At 35.7% G+C, this 18,295-nt stretch carries 19 protein-coding genes and 1 tRNA gene; 1 reads left to right on the top strand and 19 read right to left on the bottom strand.

What is annotated here, in order from left to right:
* Position 1 precedes the first annotated feature (1 nt).
* From IGJ20_RS04475 to sfsA, 19 genes are all read right to left on the bottom strand, one after another.
* A complete protein-coding gene (locus tag IGJ20_RS04475) occupies positions 2-334 on the bottom strand; it encodes a putative quinol monooxygenase (protein WP_002355924.1) in 333 nt (110 codons plus the stop codon).
* A gap of 33 nt (positions 335-367) precedes the next feature.
* A tRNA-Arg gene (locus IGJ20_RS04470) sits at positions 368-441 on the bottom strand.
* 174 nt (positions 442-615) lie between these two features.
* Positions 616-1,464: a hypothetical protein gene (locus IGJ20_RS04465; RefSeq protein WP_048949407.1), complete on the bottom strand. Its 849-nt coding sequence runs from the start codon at positions 1,462-1,464 to the stop codon at positions 616-618.
* 214 nt (positions 1,465-1,678) lie between these two features.
* On the bottom strand, positions 1,679-1,990 hold the full coding sequence (locus IGJ20_RS04460) for a hypothetical protein (RefSeq protein WP_010824492.1): 312 nt from the start codon (positions 1,988-1,990) through the stop codon (positions 1,679-1,681).
* A 608-nt stretch (positions 1,991-2,598) separates the two neighbouring features.
* The gene (locus tag IGJ20_RS04455; RefSeq protein ID WP_010824491.1) at positions 2,599-3,132 is read right to left on the bottom strand and encodes a hypothetical protein; all 534 of its coding nucleotides are present in this window, start codon (positions 3,130-3,132) and stop codon (positions 2,599-2,601) included.
* 524 nt (positions 3,133-3,656) lie between these two features.
* On the bottom strand, positions 3,657-4,850 hold the full coding sequence (locus tag IGJ20_RS04450) for a GNAT family N-acetyltransferase (protein ID WP_002378142.1): 1,194 nt from the start codon (positions 4,848-4,850) through the stop codon (positions 3,657-3,659).
* Positions 4,851-4,907: 57 nt separating this feature from the next.
* Positions 4,908-6,302, bottom strand: coding sequence for a glycoside hydrolase family 1 protein (locus IGJ20_RS04445; protein ID WP_202522404.1), 1,395 nt, complete (start codon positions 6,300-6,302; stop codon positions 4,908-4,910).
* Positions 6,303-6,385: 83 nt separating this feature from the next.
* Positions 6,386-7,663: a PTS sugar transporter subunit IIC gene (locus IGJ20_RS04440; protein WP_002355920.1), complete on the bottom strand. Its 1,278-nt coding sequence runs from the start codon at positions 7,661-7,663 to the stop codon at positions 6,386-6,388.
* A 65-nt stretch (positions 7,664-7,728) separates the two neighbouring features.
* Positions 7,729-8,049, bottom strand: coding sequence for a PTS lactose/cellobiose transporter subunit IIA (locus tag IGJ20_RS04435; RefSeq protein ID WP_002355919.1), 321 nt, complete (start codon positions 8,047-8,049; stop codon positions 7,729-7,731).
* A 22-nt stretch (positions 8,050-8,071) separates the two neighbouring features.
* Positions 8,072-8,398, bottom strand: coding sequence for a PTS sugar transporter subunit IIB (locus tag IGJ20_RS04430; protein ID WP_202522403.1), 327 nt, complete (start codon positions 8,396-8,398; stop codon positions 8,072-8,074).
* A gap of 275 nt (positions 8,399-8,673) precedes the next feature.
* Complete coding sequence (locus IGJ20_RS04425; protein WP_002355917.1) at positions 8,674-9,084, bottom strand: DUF3284 domain-containing protein; 411 nt, start codon at positions 9,082-9,084, stop codon at positions 8,674-8,676.
* Positions 9,084-9,284, bottom strand: coding sequence for a DUF3188 domain-containing protein (locus IGJ20_RS04420; RefSeq protein WP_002355916.1), 201 nt, complete (start codon positions 9,282-9,284; stop codon positions 9,084-9,086). Before IGJ20_RS04420 ends, IGJ20_RS04425 begins: the two co-directional genes overlap by 1 nt.
* Before the next feature lie 13 nt (positions 9,285-9,297).
* A complete protein-coding gene (locus IGJ20_RS04415) occupies positions 9,298-9,516 on the bottom strand; it encodes a hypothetical protein (protein ID WP_202522402.1) in 219 nt (72 codons plus the stop codon).
* Between the two features lie 43 nt (positions 9,517-9,559).
* Positions 9,560-11,023 (bottom strand): PTS sugar transporter subunit IIC, encoded by a 1,464-nt coding sequence (locus IGJ20_RS04410; protein ID WP_430605257.1) that lies wholly within the window; start codon positions 11,021-11,023, stop codon positions 9,560-9,562.
* A gap of 141 nt (positions 11,024-11,164) precedes the next feature.
* Complete coding sequence (locus IGJ20_RS04405; RefSeq protein ID WP_202522401.1) at positions 11,165-11,482, bottom strand: PTS sugar transporter subunit IIB; 318 nt, start codon at positions 11,480-11,482, stop codon at positions 11,165-11,167.
* 228 nt (positions 11,483-11,710) lie between these two features.
* Complete coding sequence (locus tag IGJ20_RS04400; protein ID WP_002355912.1) at positions 11,711-14,416, bottom strand: sigma 54-interacting transcriptional regulator; 2,706 nt, start codon at positions 14,414-14,416, stop codon at positions 11,711-11,713.
* Positions 14,417-14,460: 44 nt separating this feature from the next.
* Complete coding sequence (locus tag IGJ20_RS04395) at positions 14,461-15,762, bottom strand: DEAD/DEAH box helicase (RefSeq protein WP_010777498.1); 1,302 nt, start codon at positions 15,760-15,762, stop codon at positions 14,461-14,463.
* Positions 15,763-15,788: 26 nt separating this feature from the next.
* Positions 15,789-16,787: a Gfo/Idh/MocA family protein gene (locus IGJ20_RS04390; RefSeq protein ID WP_002355910.1), complete on the bottom strand. Its 999-nt coding sequence runs from the start codon at positions 16,785-16,787 to the stop codon at positions 15,789-15,791.
* A gap of 105 nt (positions 16,788-16,892) precedes the next feature.
* Positions 16,893-17,624, bottom strand: a complete 732-nt coding sequence (gene sfsA / locus IGJ20_RS04385) for a DNA/RNA nuclease SfsA (RefSeq protein ID WP_002368247.1) — start codon at positions 17,622-17,624, stop codon at positions 16,893-16,895.
* A 198-nt stretch (positions 17,625-17,822) separates the two neighbouring features.
* Between sfsA and IGJ20_RS04380 the strand changes: the two genes are divergently transcribed.
* Entirely contained in the window at positions 17,823-18,191 is a 369-nt protein-coding gene (locus tag IGJ20_RS04380; protein ID WP_002355908.1) for a DUF4828 domain-containing protein, read from the top strand.
* The last annotated feature ends 104 nt before the right edge of the window (positions 18,192-18,295 follow it).

The raw sequence follows: 18,295 nt of genomic DNA, 5'->3' as shown, positions 1-18,295 counted from the left end.
GTTATTTTCTTATAAACGCAGCATCTTTTGTCAAGGGGTCTGTTACATCTGATACATATCTTTCTACTTTCATATGCAAATCATATTTTTCTCTAAGTTCCGTAATACGGGTCATCATTGGAGAAGCGTGGTGTTTGTCTAATGCTTCCTGATCTGTCCAACTATCAATCAGCAGAACTGTTTCTTCATCGTCCATTGGAAAAAAGTATTCATAGCGACTATTCCCTTTTTCTGCACGAATCGCCTCTACAATTCCGCTGGCAATCATTTCTTTGGCAAATTCTCTTGCACCTCCATTTGTCCCACTATAATAAATATTTATAGTAATCGCCATCTGTCTTCCCCCCTAAATTTACTTGCCTTTTTACGTTCCCGACTGGAATTGAACCAGCGACCTACCGCTTAGGAGGCGGTTGCTCTATCCTACTGAGCTACGAGAACAAAGTACCTTGTTTAATTAACAATATACAGTCTCATTTTACTTGATACAATAGGATTTTGCAAACTAGCCTATTCCATTAAATACACATAGTTTTGACTAAAGATACAGACCTTTACACAGACAAATCCACCACACCAATAGTCTTTTAAAAACATAATTAATAGAATATTTTTTTATTCTTTTTTAGGTAAAAAAGATAAAGTAAAATGAACTGTTTGCATATGTTCTAATTTTTTCTTTCCGCATTTGTATTGATAATAATTATAAAGAGCAACCACAGAAAACATAACTCCCAAGCCCACTCTATAAAAAATATTGTGTTCTTGAATGACATCAAACAAATATATAATTACTCCAACAAATAAAAGAAGAAGTATAAAAAATATCTTGCTTAATACATCTTTTTCACTCCATTTTTTTCTTTTCTGAAAATTATTATAATATGAGATATACCTTTTATTATTACGTTCACTAGATGTTTCCTTTATAAAGTCCGTTTTCTCTAAATTCTCTAAATTTATAATCCTATATTTTCCTTTATCATTCGTTAATAGTACTTTATTTTTTAAAATCCTTTTTTTAACAAAATAAGTTTCTCCTCCCAATAGTACATATGATCTTCTTCTATAATTATAATACCAAAAATTTCTTAATGCATAATATATACCAAAAATCAATGATGCTAATGATATACAAAGTAGATAGAGTAGTTTTCGATACCTTAATTTTAAAAGTTTGTCTAATTCTATTTGATTAAAACTATAATGAGCTCCAGTAATTACATCAATTTTTTTATTTCCAAAAAAATCACCTAACATATAAGAAAACAGTAGCGCTCCTATGAATAGTACGTACGAAGTAAATAAAACATAATTAAACAATTCTCGAAATGCTCGACCATAGTTGTTTTCTAAATCAAATTCTATATCCGTAGACCAAATTCTATCTATCAAGAATTTCAGACCAGTACCAACTGCACCAATAGAAAATAGTGCCTTAAAAATATCCCAGTATTTATCCACTTTTTTATAAACTCCTTTTTGTTTGAATTATAACAATTTATATACAATAAAATAAAATGCAAATTTGCATATTTCAACGAATAATTTGACACTCTTCAACAATAGAAAGTGATACAAATTATAAAAAAACACGACCATAATGGACGTGCTAAGTTAAAAATTTTTAAAATTCATTTTACATTTTGAATGGGGTATAGCTATATTAATCGTTTGTTTACTTAAATTTATTTGTGATAGTTTTAAGCAGCTCATCATTTAATGGTTTATACATGTTATTTTCAACATCAAATGATTTAATTACAACTTCTGCATCTTCATTCAAAATATCTATCAATCTTTTTCCATACTCTATTTGTTTTTTTAAGAACTTCTGAATATTACTGTTTAAATCAACAACTCGATACGCAGTTCCACCCACATGTAGCTTTAACTGTACTCCATCTTTTTTTCTCTGAATAAGATACAATTCAGTATCTACGTTTGATACTAAATGCTCTACAAAAAACAATTCATCATCATAATTCATAACTGCCTCCTATATAGAATAATTTTAAAATATTTAATTAATCCACGAAAACAACCTAAGTTTTTTAGTAACAAAGGCATACTCACTCAATATAATAAAAATTTGTACTAAACGATTATTACTTAAATACTTATGGTTAAATTCATAGACAAATATCTCTATACCAAATAGATGCTTCTAAAGAACTCTGTTTCATATTAAGTTATTATTTAGCTTTCTATATTCTTCAGTATATTCATCTAAAATCTGATAAAAACTAATAACATATTGATCGTGTTTTACAATTCTTTCAAACTCGAATCCTCATTTATAGTTCCATCTAAAACACAGCTATTACTAAATTAAAATGTCCTCTTAAACCTTATTATAGCCTCGTATACTATTATCTCAAACCTCTTTTTGAATAAGGATACTTTCTAAGTAGCGTTACTACGTCTCCAGCGATTTCTATTATCATACATATTGTTTTCTATTTTTAGAATACTTATTTTGTATTCTTCTGTGCTTGCCTTTATAGTATGTAGAATAAAATATATTTACTGTCGTAACGACAAATGTTAGGAGCTATCTCTAAAATGTAGAATTCTACACAAAAGTACCTCCTCCAATTAAAGATCAGGTTTTTCGATTTCAATTTCTTTTATATACTGTTTTCCGTTGAAATCTAAAAATTCTGCATACACTTTTAAATTTCCACTTTCTTCAACATATTTTCTGCCTGTATTATATAAATACAATTTATCTATAGTATATTCTTCCGTAATACGACCTGGTTCTATCAATTCCAATTTAGGTATATCAAATATTTGATCTACATATTTAATATAAGTTTTTATTTCCTTTTTATTTTTCATGAGATTTTTTATTGAAAATGATTTCTTTTTAGTTCCCACACCAAAACCTATAAAAGCAATTCCTACGGTTGTTTTTCCAGAATTATATGCACATATTTTTAATAAACTATCACCATTACTAAATGAACTATGGTTATCTTTATTTTTTTTGAGTTCTTCTTTCAATAGTAAGCGAATTTTCACTTTGCTTTCTTTTCTAACAATCCACATTGATAAACAAACCGCTCCAAATGTACCTAACCCGCTCAGCATTTCCCAGAAATTGCCTAAATCTATACTTATATTCATACTTTCCTCTCCTTACTTTAATAAGTATATCAAAAAATATAGAAGTTACTATTACTATTTCTTCTATACGACATAAAGTTATAATATTTACGCCGAGAATATTACCAATATTCGGAGAGGTTTACCTTGGGTTCTGCCGGATAATACTTAAATTCATTTCTTGACAGTTTTTGTTTTATCTCTATAAAAGCCTTTTCCTTTCCACAACATGTATTTTTTTAGAAGTCTTCACTACATCTGTCAATAGACAAAAAGAAAGTATCCTGCATAAATAATTATGCGAGATACTTTCTTTCAGTGAAACACGTCGTTCTTTTATCTATTATTTTTTTTGCCGCCGATCAAGAATCATTTTTCCTAAATAATAAAGTCCTGTCGCAATAGCTATATATTGCCCAATTTTATTATTGCGTGCAACTTTTTCTTGTTTCGTTTTCGCCATTGTCCCCATCACCTTTCTAAAATAATTCTTTTTACATTTTTATTATAGTAGGTTCTGTCATTTTTTGCGAATAAACACACTTTTAAAAATAATCTTCTAAAATTGGCATGCCTTTGACTAAACGTTGGCCTAAACGTTGAACTGTCGTTGCGTCTCCTTGCAAGCGTTCATAAAAAGATAACGTCTCTGCTGAACGATAGCCCAAGAATAGTTGCGTCCACGTTTGGATATCTGCTTTCAAAGCAGCAGTCCCTTCCTTTTCCACAGCACCTTTAGTCACTGTCGCTTTTCCTTGTTCGTCAATTGTGATTGTCCAAATACCTTCATTCCATGGCCCATAGGAATCTTCAATCTCTAAAGAATACGTTTCTTTTTCTCCTGATTGAAATGGATACTTTTCAAGAAATGTTTGTAACTCAACGATTCGTGCCATCATGTAAGGTAAAATTTTTACAGAAGCTGCTGGCGTTGGCATTAAATCATTTAAATCTTTTCCAGCAAAACCATTAATCCAATGGAATGATTGAACGGAACCACTATGTGAGCCAATAAACCCAGCTAAAGCTTTAAAAGCTGTATTAGTTAAATAGTTCCATTCTACGATTTCAAAGGTGCCAGCAGCTATCCGATAAATCACATAGCCTTCTGCTTTCCCTTCTGACGAATAATATATCGCTTGATTATTTGGTTTACTGGCACGATTCAGCGTATAATCCAGCCACCAAGTTTCACGGATCACACCACCAGAGTGCGCTCTTTGATTTTCAAGGTATACGTCTTTAATGACTTCTTTACCGTCAGCCCAAGAAACTCGTTTAATGGTACCTGGAACTCGTTTAACACGTGGCCAATCTTCCGTTTTAATTGTATACTCTGCTTGTTCAAATGTTTGTTCATAGCCATATTGACGATAAAATGGATATGAAAACGGTGCTAAGTAAGAAAGGGCAACCTTTTGTTTCGCTAAATCAGCCAACATTTCTTTCATAATAGCAGAGATGCCGCCTTCACCACGATATTCTGGATAAGAAGCCACATAGCCAATTCCAGCCATGGGATAGCGGACACCATGGAAATTCACTTGAAAAGGTGTCGCCATCACTTGACTTGTTAATTGCTCATCAATTAGGAAGCCATAGCTTTGCGTATGTGATAACAATTTTTCAAAACGTTCTTGGCGTTCCGCCGTGGGTTCCTGATTAAAAGCATAGATGACAAGATCAAACATCTCTTTCATTTCTTCTTTGCCCATTTTTTTGACTCTTTTAGTTGTCATTTTCTTTCCTCCTCGCACATTGTATCAATTCATTTTATCACAGAAACAGTTCTCTTTCTAAAAGCCGTTATTTGCTGTCATTTCTTTGAACCAACGACCGCTTTTCTTAATGGTCCGTTTCGCATCATCATCTAAATCCACAGCGATGAAGCCATAACGATTTTTATAGGCATTAAGCCAAGACCAGTTATCCATACACGTCCACATATGATATCCTTGAACATTACTACCTTCTTGAATCGCTTGATGCACCCATTTCAAGTGATCTTGCACGAATTCAATCCGATAATCATCTTCAATGACTCCTTGTTCATTGACAAAGCGTTCTTCTCCTTCTACGCCCATGCCATTTTCTGAAATGTAGCAGCGAATGTTGCCATAATTTTCTTTTAAATTCATTAATGTATCATAAATACCTTTTTCGTAGATTTCCCAGCCACGGTAAGGATTCATTTTTTTGCCAGGCATATCGTAGACATCATAAAAATCTTCTGGAAGTAAGCCTTCTGGTCGTGTTTCAACAGGTGTTTCTTTTGCTTTGGCACGACGTGGTTGATAGTAGTTTACTCCTAATAAGTCCACAGTATTTTCAGCAATTATTGCTAAATCTTCTGGTGTTGTTTCTGGCAACAAGTCATTTGCTTTCACCCAAGCAACCATATCTTCTGGAAAATGACCTTTAACAGCCGGGTCTAAAAACGAACGGTTAAAGAAACCATCGACAAATTTAGCCGCATTTACATCGGCTTCGTTGTGCTCATCACGAGGATAAGTCGGCGTTAAGTTTAAAATAATGCCAATTTCACCTGATAAGTTCATAGAATGATAGACAGCAATCGCTTTGGCACTAGCTAAAGCTTCATGATAGAGTACTTGAATCCCTTCTTTTAGATTCACTTTATCAGGATAATGCCAGCCATAGAGATAACCACCTTCAACTGGTACAATTGGTTCATTGTGCGTAAACCATTTTTTCACGCGATCGCCAAACAATTCAAAACAGGTTTTGGCAAAGTCAACATACAAATCGACCACTTCACGGCTTTCCCAACCGCCTTTTTCTTGAAGTACCATCGGCATATCAAAATGATACAAGTTCATAAAGGGCTCAATCCCGTGTTCTAATAAATCATCAATCACTTGATTATAAAAATCAACTGCTGTTTGATTGACTTTCCCTGTTGTAGGATCTGGAATTAAACGGCTCCATTGAATGGATGTTCGAAAAGAGTTATGTCCCGTTTCTTTCATTAACTGAATATCTTCTTGGTATTTTTTATAAAATTGTGAGGTCTTATCTGGACCGACTTGTTGAAAGAATTTTTCTGGCGCTTCTTGATACCAAAAATCCCAAATGTTTTGACCTTTACCATCACCTTCAAAAACGCCTTCTGTTTGAGGACCGCTGGCTGCAGAACCCCACCAAAAATTTTCTGGAAATTGATATTTCATGTTGTTTGCTCCTTTACGATTTAATCATTAAAAAAAAGATTGAACCCTCCGTAAGAGTCCGGACGATTCAATCCTTCGATTTTTTACTCAGCTGCTTCTGCGGCTGCTTCTTGTTTCAAGTATTGATCTGTTGCTACTTTTACGAAAGGCATATAGATCAAAATAGAAATCAATAAGTTAACAGCTGCTAAAACTCCGCCGGCGATACTCTTCGTTGCTAAAAATCCGCCAATAATTGGTGGTGTTACCCAAGGTGGCATAAAGGTTGCAGCTGGTACTAAACCAGTTGCTGTCGCCACATACGCAACAGTTACAAGAACCATTGGGACTAAAATGAATGGGATAAACATGATTGGGTTTAAAACAATTGGTAAACCGAACATGACTGGTTCATTAATATTAAATAGTCCTGGTGCTAAACTTAAGTTTGTAATGACTTTGTATGGTTTGTTACGACGACCTACGATAAAGATAGCAATTAACAGACCTAATGTTGCCCCTGTTCCACCTAAGTTTACAAATGAATCAAAGAAAGGTTTGTTTACAATATAAGGAATTGCTTTACCTGCTTCTAAAGCTTTAATGTTCGCATCAATCGCTGGTACGTTGATTGTTTGCATTAATGGGTCAACCATGTTGGCACCATGTAAACCAAAGAACCACAAGAATGGTGTAATGAAAGCTAACAATAATGCTGATGGGTAGCTGTTTGCAAGTCCCATAAATGGTTGTTGAACTGCTTCATAGAATGAAATAACGATATTGTCAATTCCTAAAGCAAATAGAATTGATGTGATTAAACTAAATAAACTGATCGTAATCATTGCTGGTAATAATGCCGCAAATGATTTTGCTACTGCTGGTGGTACACCATCAGGCATTTTGATAACTAATTTAGGATTGCCAGATAAACGTTGGAATAGTTCTCCTGAAATAAGTGCAATAATCAAAGCAATAAATAATCCAGTTGCGCCCATGCCTTCTAAGCCGCCAACTGCGAAGAATGAAGCTACAGAAACTGTACCGGCTGCAATGCCGTCTTTTCCATAAGATTTAACTAAATTGTGTGCTACTAAAAAGGCTACTAAAACGGCAAAGATTGCGAATGTACCGTTCCAAATGTTACCACCAAAGCTTTTCCAAATTGGTGCATCGTTATACATCATTGGGAAAATTTTGTTTAAAAAGTCCTCATATCCTGGAATTGGAATATTATTAATTAATACCGCCAAAGCCCCTAAAATCATTAATGGCATCGTTACGACAAACGCGTCACGAATTGCTACCAAGTGCCGTTGCGCTGCGATTACTGACGCTTTCGGCATAAAGTGTTTCTCCATCCATTGAACAAATCCGTCCATTGTTATTCCTCCTAATTAACGCTTTCTCAAGCGCGTTTTTCTTATAAGACGTATTGACAACGAGATTACTCGTTATCAATACGGCGATAAAGATCGATAATTTCTTTTGCTAAATCTGTAAATGCAATCGCAGTCATTAAATGATCTTGACTGTGCACTGTTAACAATGTTACTTGCATGTTATTGCCTTTTGCTTCTTCTGTTAACATTCCTGTTTGCGAATGATGTGCATGTACAAGTGATTCTTCTGCATCTGCAATTTTTTTGTCTGCTAATTCAAAATCCCCCGATTTTGCTGCGGCAATCGCTTCCATTGCATCGCTTTTAGCATTTCCGCCATACATGATTAAACCCATGATTGCTTCTAAGTTCTGTTGTCCGTCCATTACCTCTACCCCATTTTCTGCTCTAGTTTGATGATCCCATTAATGAAATTGCTTGATCTAAAACTTTTTCGCCATTCATCATGCCATAGTCCGCCATGTTAATTACATCTAAAGGAATCCCTTTTGGTTGTAATTTTTGTTCAAATTGTCCTTTCATGAAACGAACTTGTGGGCCTAATAATAAAACATTTACCTCTTTATTTTCCAAGATTGTATCTGCTTCAGAAGCCGATACTGCAAAGATGTCTGCTTCCATGCCACGATCTTCTGCTGCTTTTTGCATTTTTGTTACTAATAAACTTGTGCTCATTCCTGCGGAACAAACTAACATAATTGTTTTTTTTGCCATTTTTCTTCATCTCCTAAATTCTCTTTGTTTTGCTTTACACCTTTATATAAGCAAGAAGCGTGCCAAGTTTTAACAGATTAAAAACCTTGATATGACAACGTTTCTTGATATGGAAAGCGTGTACACACTAAAAATAAAACGATTACACACAGCTTTTTTGTGTGCGTTTCCAAAATAATAGGGCAACAAAAGAAAGTGAGCGATAAGTCGAAACGACTCATCGCTCACTTTCTAAAGCTGAAGAGAATCAACTGGACAAAAGCCGATTTTTCCCTTTAAGCAGTTTCCATCATTTTAAGCATTTTATAAAACTGTTTCTTTTTAAAATAACTTAAAAAGATACCTAATACTGCATCATTCAGTTTTTGTAACGCCCCATAAGAAACCATTGTTTCTGTATAACGCAGTTCACAGCTTTTTTCATCAATTGGCTGGAGCTCATACCGCACCGAGAAATCATTTTTAGTTGTGGATGTTCGAAATTGATAGGTCTTATTTTCTACAGCTTCTTCAATAACTATTTTCGCGCGACTATTTTTACTATATTCTTTGATGTATTCAAACTTACGTAACTGCTTTCTTGTAAGAGTTTTGCCTGTTTGCTTACGGATATCAAAAATAACAGAATTCATTAATTGCGTGTAAAATTCATCTGCTGAAATAGTTAATGTTTTCGTAATTTCCATTACCGTTTCACCTCATCCTTTGTCGCCTCTTCTTCAGCAACTTTTTTTCCTTTAAAAAACAGGTAACCACCAAGTCCAATGAAAAAAATCCCCGTTGTCAGACTTAATAAATCATAGTTTAAGGAGCTGGGATTCAACGAATACAAAACAATCAAGAAGCCAATACTACATAAAAATAATCCATTTCTAATCATTTTCATCCATCCTATCTTTTTAGACTACCGTTGCTTGGAAGTATAAAACGCCACCCCAAGGTTGTTCCTTAATCAGCTGTTTTGCAACTTGTGCAGCAGTTTCAGGGTCTCCTTCAACTTCAAAAAATAACTTAATACCATTCTTTTCTTTAAAAGTAAATGTTTTATTTTCCCCTTGATATGCCTCTAATAAAGTAATAATTTCCTCTTGCTTCATTGCACTTGCAATCGAAATCATGCCGCTCGCTCCTTTCTATACAAGTAATTGCTGTTTTTATTGCCTATTGCTCACTTTCGCCTAATGCAGGATCCATTTTGTTAGCAGCGATAACAAACGGTGTCCAAATCAAGAAAGTGACTACCATACATACCAACGCTACGATTGGTGCGCGCCAGTCGGTACCTGTCGCTAAGAAAGATAATAGCAACGGCGGTGTCACCCATGCGACTTGTTGAGAAACTGGTGCGACTAGCCCAAGATACGTTGCAACCCAGCCAATTGTAGTAGCAACTAATGGCGCAATTACAAATGGAATAAACATAATTGGATTCAGAACAACTGGTAAACCAAACATAATCGGTTCATTGATATTAAAGATCCCAGGTCCTAATGATAATTTACCGACTGTTAAATAATCTGCTCGTTTGGAGAATAACAAGATTGCAATAATTAGGACGATTGTACCGCCTGAACCACCAAACCAAGCGAAAGCATCAAACGAACCACGGACCCACATGTAGGCTTTACCGTCGTCAATAGCGGCTAAAACCGCAGCCGTTCCTGTTTTTCCTTCATAACCTTTTTGGAAAATATCAATATTGATTAATTGTGCTTGTCCCCAAATGCCTTCAAGAACTGGTGCCAAAACGTTTGGCCCGTGGATACCAAAGAACCAGAAAATTTGAACAAAAACCGTTACGATTAACACAGCTCCTAGTCCTTGTGATAACCCAAGGAACGGTTCCGCGATATATTTTTGAATTAAGTCAATTAATAATTGACCGCCTGAAAGTTTTGACACCGTAAAGTTAATAATTGCTACGACATACAATGCGATTGTTGCTGGTAAAATTGCCGCAAACGCTTTTGAAACTGCTGGTGGAACAGAATCAGGCATTTTTATTGTTAAATCCGCTTGCATTAATTTACAAAAAATGATGGTTGATAAAGCGCCCATAATCATCACTGTAAAGAAAGCGTTACCATTTAAATGATTGAGATTTAACCAACCCCATGGATTGACAGTCAATTGATTATTAGCAATTGACGCACCAATTTCTGCCCCATTAATTGCGTTGGCAATCTTTTCTGGCACTTTTACAGCTAATTCAGCTGTGTTATTTGGTGCAAAAGCAACACCTGAAATTAAGGTAGCTAAACTCACAATCCCACCAGCTAGCTCATTCACATTGTATGCTTTCGCTAAGTTATAGCCCCAAGAAAAAGCGAAAATCAAACCAGCGATAGCCAATGTACCATTCCAAACAAAACCATTAATCCCAATGATGACATTCAATACTGCAAAAATACCTTTGTCTGCTTCCAAACTTGCCGCATAAGTTGAGACAAACTCTTGGGGAAGATCTCGAATAATTGCGTTAATCATTACGGCGACTGATCCAGCCATTGTCGCAGGTAATGTACCAATAAAAGCATCCCTTAATGCCACCAGATGTTTCTGTGCACCAATTTTTGCGGCAGTTGGTAAGATATATTTTTCCATCCATGCCATTAATCCGTTCATTTTTATTCCTCCTGTATCCATTTATATTTATTAAAAAGGCAGTAGCCTCATTAAACGAATGAATCGAGCGTACAAAATAAAACCTTTGGTAACATGCACTATCCTTATTTGCTATTCACTTTTCTTAAACGTTTTAATTCCTTATCCCATTAATGAGATTGCTTGATCTAAAACTTTTTCGCCATTCATCATGCCATAGTCTGCCATGTTAATTACATCTAAAGGAATCCCTTTTGGCTGTAATTTTTGTTCAAATTGCCCTTTCATGAAACGAACTTGTGGACCTAAAAGTAAAACATTCACCTCTTTATTTTCCAAGTTTGTATCTGCTTCAGAAGCCGATACTGCAAAGATGTCTGCTTTCATGCCACGATCTTCTGCTGCTTTTTGCATTTTTGTTACTAATAAACTTGTGCTCATTCCTGCGGAACAAACTAACATAATTGTTTTTTTTGCCATTTTTTCTTCATCTCCTTAAAAGTTATGACGTTATACACTTTATTTATAGCAATAATTGTGCCAAGTTTTTTCCTTATTAAAATGCTGATATAACAGCTTTCACCATCAAAAAAAGCGTGCACACACTAAAAGAAAACGCTTACACACATGAAATTGTGTGTAACTTACAAAAAGAAAACATCAAGAAAAAAGAGAGCGTTTTCTCATTTCTTGATGTTTTTTTATTTATTATTGTTTACTTTTAATTTCATTTTCTAAAAACATTTGGGTAACATGCGCAACTTCCGCTTCTGGAATCGTCACACGATACGCCCGTTCAATTAACATAAAATTCGTGCGTACGACATCGATTTCTAAACGATGTGTTTTAACATATTCCGCTAAGTTTGGAAAAGTTCTTGCTTCTTCTCCTTTAATTAAAGCATCTACCAGAAAAGCCAAATGAATCATGATTCCGGCATCCACCCCTGGTTCAACAATAATATGCATGTCTGTTTGTATTTGATGAACTGTTTTTTGTAACATGAGAATTAATTTTTGTAAGGAGTCCACAGAAGTAATAACGCCACTTAGGGAATGAACAATTGTATCAATCGCCACTTCATCACTAGCAATCCGTTTCAATACATTTAATTTTTCATCATCAAAAATATCATAGACGGAAAAGAAGGGAATATTTTGATATTCAACATCCACAGTTCCCGCAATGGCCTTAATTTCATATTCTTCCATCAAGTTGTCGATATGTTTTTTAAATGTTTCTCGTTCAATAAATTGCATTTGAATCAGTTCTACTTTTGTTTCATCAATAACGGGTAAGATTCGTTGGTATAGTTTTGCGGCGACCCCTTCTCCTGTAAAGCACGTCACGATTACTGCTTTTTTTACGTTTTGACGTTTTTGCAGACTAGAACGAAATTGTTCTCTCACAACGCTTTCAAAAGAAAGTTGAATATTTTGGTAAATGTCCTCTAAACTTCGTCCCACGCTTGCCATTCGAATAGCTTCTAAGACAATCATTGTGCTCGTCATTGTAATCGCCTTCGTTCGGATACCTGTTTCTTCAAACAACATATTTCCAAACGAATTTAATGAACCCATATCCGTCAGTAATAAAATCCCATTGTTTAACGATTCTTTTTGCGTAATTACTTGGTTTCGTAATTGTTCATACATTGTTTGAACTTCCATCGTTAACGGCATATTCATCGCTGTTCCGATTGACGTTCCTAAAAGTTCTTGGGCGGTTTTCAACATACTTGAGGCAGTAGAATCCCCATGCATTAAGACGAACACACCAACATTATTTTCTGGAGTTCTTTCTTCTTTACCGACATTAATAGATAAAAACATACTAATAAAGCCAATTTCATCGAAAGGAATCTCTATGTTGTTCTCTTCTTCAATAATAGAAGATAAATCTAAGGCTACTTGAAATTCTTTTTTCATGTTTTTACGGACATTATTTAAATCAGGATGGACAATCACATGACCTTCTTTGACTCGTTCAATCGTACTTTGTAAATGAAGCGCAAAGGCAAAGCGCGCAGTTTCGTTGTACGTGTGTTCCAAACGCTCTTCTGCGATATCATAAAGACGATTCGTTAAGTCCCAAATAGCTTCTGGTAGTAACTCCTTATGTAAAGAATGTTGGGTTAATTCTTCGACATAATTTTTAAAATACGCATTCATATCTTTAGAAATCAATTCTTCTAAATCAACATTTTCTAAGTCAGCTTCAGACAAGTCAGCGACTTTTTCTTCGATTTCATTGTAAACTTGCATGTCTCTAGCTGGATCTTGGGACCAAACAATTTTGTTAGTACCTGGTTGGAAAGATAAATAATTACTTTTACTGTCGACAAATTGATCCAAGCGCTCAGGTACTTCTTTAATTTTTAATAATCCTTTTTGGACAGGTAACGACAAATCCCGTTTACGGATAACCAAATGTTCTAAATTGTGCGTCCGATAATAAAGAAATGACTTAGCACAAACTAATTTTAAGTCCCGCTTCACCTGACCAATATTTCCTTCTGCATCGTATAACATAAAAGCCAAAACTGCTTCGCGTTCGATATCAATTTGTTGGCCCAAACGTGTTGCCTCTTGCTGAATAAATAACGAAATGATGGCATAACGCTCATCTAGCGTCCGTGCATCTAAAGATGGTAATGTAATCGACATCGGAATCCGCCGATTAAAAGTGGTTAAAAAGTTTTCTGAGGATTCCGTTGTCGCACCAATAATTTGAACAGAGGCTTCATAGGTTTGACCACTTTCTCCTAATGGACGGTACACGCCTTTATCAATAAACGTAAAGAGCATTTCTTGACCTTCTGGCGGTAAACGATGAATTTCATCTAAAAAGAGAATCCCGCCATCTGCTTTTGCCATTAAGCCTGGACTATCTTCATTCGCACCAGTATAGGCGCCTTTTTTTACGCCAAAGATATGACCAAATAATAATTGTGGGTTTTGTGCATAATCAGCACAATTAAAAGAGACAAAAGGGGCATCTTCATCTAAGGTTTTTGAATCAATGGCAAAACGGTACATACATTCAGCAAAAAGAGATTTCCCTGTTCCTGTTTTCCCAAAAATAATCGTATGCAAACCTCTTGGTGGATATAAAATAGCCGCCTTGGCCTGCTGAATACTCACTTTTAAAGAATCATTGGCACCTACTAATGTGTCAAAACTAACAGAGGTGGACTCATCTACATGGACTTGTTCTCCTTCATTGATTGTTGGCACTGAATAGATAACAGGACGTCCAGTACTTCTAGTAATTTTCTTTTCTTTGAATAATTCATTTAAATAACGGCTGGCATTACTGCGATCAATCATTAACTGTTCTGCTACCGCTCCTGCCGTTAAGCCAGTTTCATTTTTTTGAAGTAACGCTAAGATTTCTTCCTTCCGAGATTTCATTGAATCCTCCTCGATACAACGTTCTGCTTGAAGCTCGTAAAGCGTTATTTCTTCGCTTTACGAGCTCCTTTGTTTTTCGTGTTTTTCTTTTTGTTTTTCTTCTTTTTGCGTGTTTCTTGTGGTTCTTTGACAACAGAATTTACTGTTTCTGGTTTTCTTTCTTTCGTACTCTTTTTTTCTGAATACGTATCTTTGACTACGTTCTTTTTTTCTAGTTCATCTTTGGCTTTTGGCTGTTCATGAAGTGCACCATCATATAAAAAGATTTCCTGATAGGGAATGGCCAATTGTTTCATCAAACGTTGATAATCCCTTTTGGTGCCATCGTTGATAAACGTAATCACTGCCCCTTGTGCACCCATCCGGCCAACGCGACCAGAACGATGAATATAGCTCTCTTCGGTTAAAGGAACATCTACGTTTACGACGTAAGGGACCCCTGTGAAATCTAAGCCCCGTGCCGCAATATCCGTGGTTAGTAACAACTTCACTCGTTCTGCTTTAAATTGATCGATCGCCAATTTACGCAACTGTTTACTTTGATCTGAAGCCAGACCAATAGCCGGCACATTCTCATAAACTAATTTTTCTTCTGCTGCACCTAAATCAGCAACTTGATTGAAAAAGACCATGCTTCTGAATGCTTCTGTATGGGCCAAACGACGTAAGTAATCAGCTTTTTTTCTTGGTGCTAACCGAATAAAGTAGTGGGCAACTTGACCTGCTGAAGTATCTTCTTCCGTCACATCAATCACCTGTAATTTTCGGCTTAAAGATTGCGCTTGATTCACGACACGATCAGCAGTCGCTGAATAAAAAACAAGTTGGTATTCGGTTGGTGTGTGTGTCAAAATTTGCTTGGTTAAACTTAGCTCTTCCTCTTGGAAAAGTTGATCAACTTCATCCATTACAATTGTTTTTAACAACTGAGCTTTGACTTTTTTATTCTTCATTAACTCTAAAATTCGACCTGGTGTTCCGATTAACACTTCGGGACGTTTTTTTAACTTGTCAATCTGGCGTGAAACATTTGCCCCGCCGATTAACGTTTGAACCGTTAATTGAAGTGGCTTAGCCCAAGTCCGAGCAACTTCAGCAATTTGCATAGCTAATTCTTGAGACGGAGCAATAATCAACAATTGATTTCCCTGTCCTTTTTCAACAGTTAATAGTAAAGGCAGCATGTAAGCAAGTGTTTTTCCAGTTCCTGTCGGCGAAATTCCTAAAACATTTTCTCCTTCGCGAAGGGGCGTAAAACTTTTTTCTTGAATTGTTGATGGTTCGTTAAAGCCAGAAGCTTGCCACTGTTCTTGCCAAGCCTCTGGAAGTTGTTCTAAAAATCTCATATTGTTCCTTTCCTATCGCTTAATTCTTATTTATCAGCATCAAAAATAATGCCGGCACTATGACGTAAATCAGTGACTACTTTATTGACATTTCGAGCAAGCTCAACCCATTCTTCATACTTGGTGCCCCAATACTTATCTGTTGGGTTATTTAAAACTGCTGCAAAATCACGGGCTTCTTCAATCATTGGATTATCGGCTACTTGAATATCTAAGACATCACGTTCTTCATGTGCGCGATCATGGTACTCAGCCGAAGAAATAGCATTGACACTATCTAAAATCAAGGTCCCGTTTTCAAAGTAAATTTCGGATGGCGCAAAAGAATCACTAATTTTTCCAGTGTTTAACGTCACGTCAAACTGATCATAACGTAAAATAATTGTTCCTAAGCCATCGACACCTGTCGCAATTTTACTAGCAAAATAATGGCTTTCGTTTGGTACGCCAAACCAGCCCAAGGCTGCATAAACTAAATAAACGCCTAAATCTGCTAAGGCTCCCCCAGAAAAATGAGGAGAAAAAATATTTGGCTCTTTGCCTTCTAATACTTGATCATAGCGAGAAGAATATTTCATATACGTAAAATTCGCACCTAAAATTTGGTTTTTTAATGGCAATAATTCAGCAATTTTTTGGAAACTTTGCTCATGAATATTACGGGCCGCTTCAAAGAAATACACACGATTTTTATTCGCTAATTCAATAATTTCTGCCATCTCATCAGGTGTTGAAAAAGCTGGTTTTTCAACAATTACATTTTTTTTCGCTAAAATTGCTTGTTTCGCTTGTTCAAAATGTAATGAATTTGGTGAGGCAATATAAACCGTATCCATATGTGCAATACCAAAAAACGTCTCTAAATCAATTGCATATTCCACATCCCCATAGCGAGAACCAAATTCTTGTGCCGTTGCTAGTTTCCGAGAATAAACAGCCGTTAAATCATACGCACCCGTTTCTAAAGCTGCTGCAACAAATTGATGACTAATCCAATTGGTACCAATTACGCCTAAATGTATCATAATCAAAAACCTCCATTTTTTGTTTATTTACTCTCTTTATAATAGTAATCTCTCGTACAAAAGTCACGTAATTACCCTGCCTTAAAGCGCTAGGAGTTCTTCAAGTTATTTATTAGGATCATCAAATGCCTGTAATAAATCAAAGGTTACCTGTGACTTAAGTTCAATCGTTGCTGGTGTTACGTGGCAATTGTAAGCAAGGACTTGCACACCTTGATCAATTGCAGCACCCAGATTTTCAGCAAAGGCAGGTTGCATCTCTTGGTGAATCGTTGCTTGCTTAATTTCTTCAAATTGGACCACAAACAAAATGTAACAGCGGTAACCCGCTTTAGTTGCAGCCATTAGTTCAGTGACATGCTTCAAGCCACGAAGTGTTGGCGCGTCAGGAAAAGCACCGATGCCTTTATTTTCTAAAGTCATGCCTTTCACTTCGACAAAAGCTTGTTCGTCCGCATCCGTTTCCACTAGAAAATCAAATTTTGAATGTGCAAATCGTTGCTCACGTTTAACAGTTTGGATCGTACCAACTAAACCAGGAAGCACAATTTGACCATTTTTTAACGCTTCATTGACTAATGTATTCGGTACTTGACTATCAATATTAATCCAAAAAGAACCTTTTTTTACTGCAATCAAATCGTAATCTGTTTTTCTTTTAGGCGATGGTTGATAACTAAGCGCCACAATAGCACCTGGTAAAAAAACTTCTTTCCCTCTGCCAGTATTTTTGACATGTGTGACCACTTCTTCATTCGTTTCCATTAAACGACAGTGTGCAATAAACCGATTGGGTCGTTCGATAAAATAAGCAAGTTGGACATTCGGGTACTTCATACACAGACTTCCTTTCTTACACACTATACCATAAAAAAACAAGGAAAAGTATAGACCAAAACCAACAATTTTACTATCTTGTGTCAATCATTAAATATTTGTCAATTCTCAGCGATTTAGTCGAATATTTTAGACAAGTTCTATATAATAAAGGTAACGAAGACGAATAAATGAAAATGAAGGTTAGGAGGAATTTCTTTGAAAAAACATTGGACTTTCTTGGTTGGTGCATCTTTACTTACTGGATTAGCAGGCTCTATCCTCTGGAAAAAAAATAAACAGCTCCCTTCCCCACAGGAGCTTCAACACAACTATACTGGGCATTGGTGGTTTGTAGACGTGAAGAAAGCCACGCAACACACCTTGGAAATCACCTCATCTTTCAATGTTTTCATTGATGGCAAACAAACGCATGCCTTGCTTGTTGAATTAACCCCTAAACGCTTAGTTATCTTAGACAAGTTAGGTTACCATTTAATCATTCAATGTGAAAATGGTGTCCCTGCAACGCTTTACGATGAAGCCGACGATGAAACCTACACACTAGAACGGGCCATTTACAATTAATAAATCACCCACGACACATAAAATGAAGTATGTGCGGTGGGTGATTTATTTTTTTACATCCCTTGCAAAAGCATTCAGAAAGTTTTCTTACAACTTGAATATTA

It is taken from the genome of Enterococcus sp. DIV0294 (genome assembly GCF_050558155.1).
Taxonomy (GTDB): Bacteria; Bacillota; Bacilli; order Lactobacillales; family Enterococcaceae; genus Enterococcus; species Enterococcus faecalis.
Note: the sequence above shows the minus strand (reverse complement) of the source record. Positions and strands in the feature narration are given on the sequence as shown.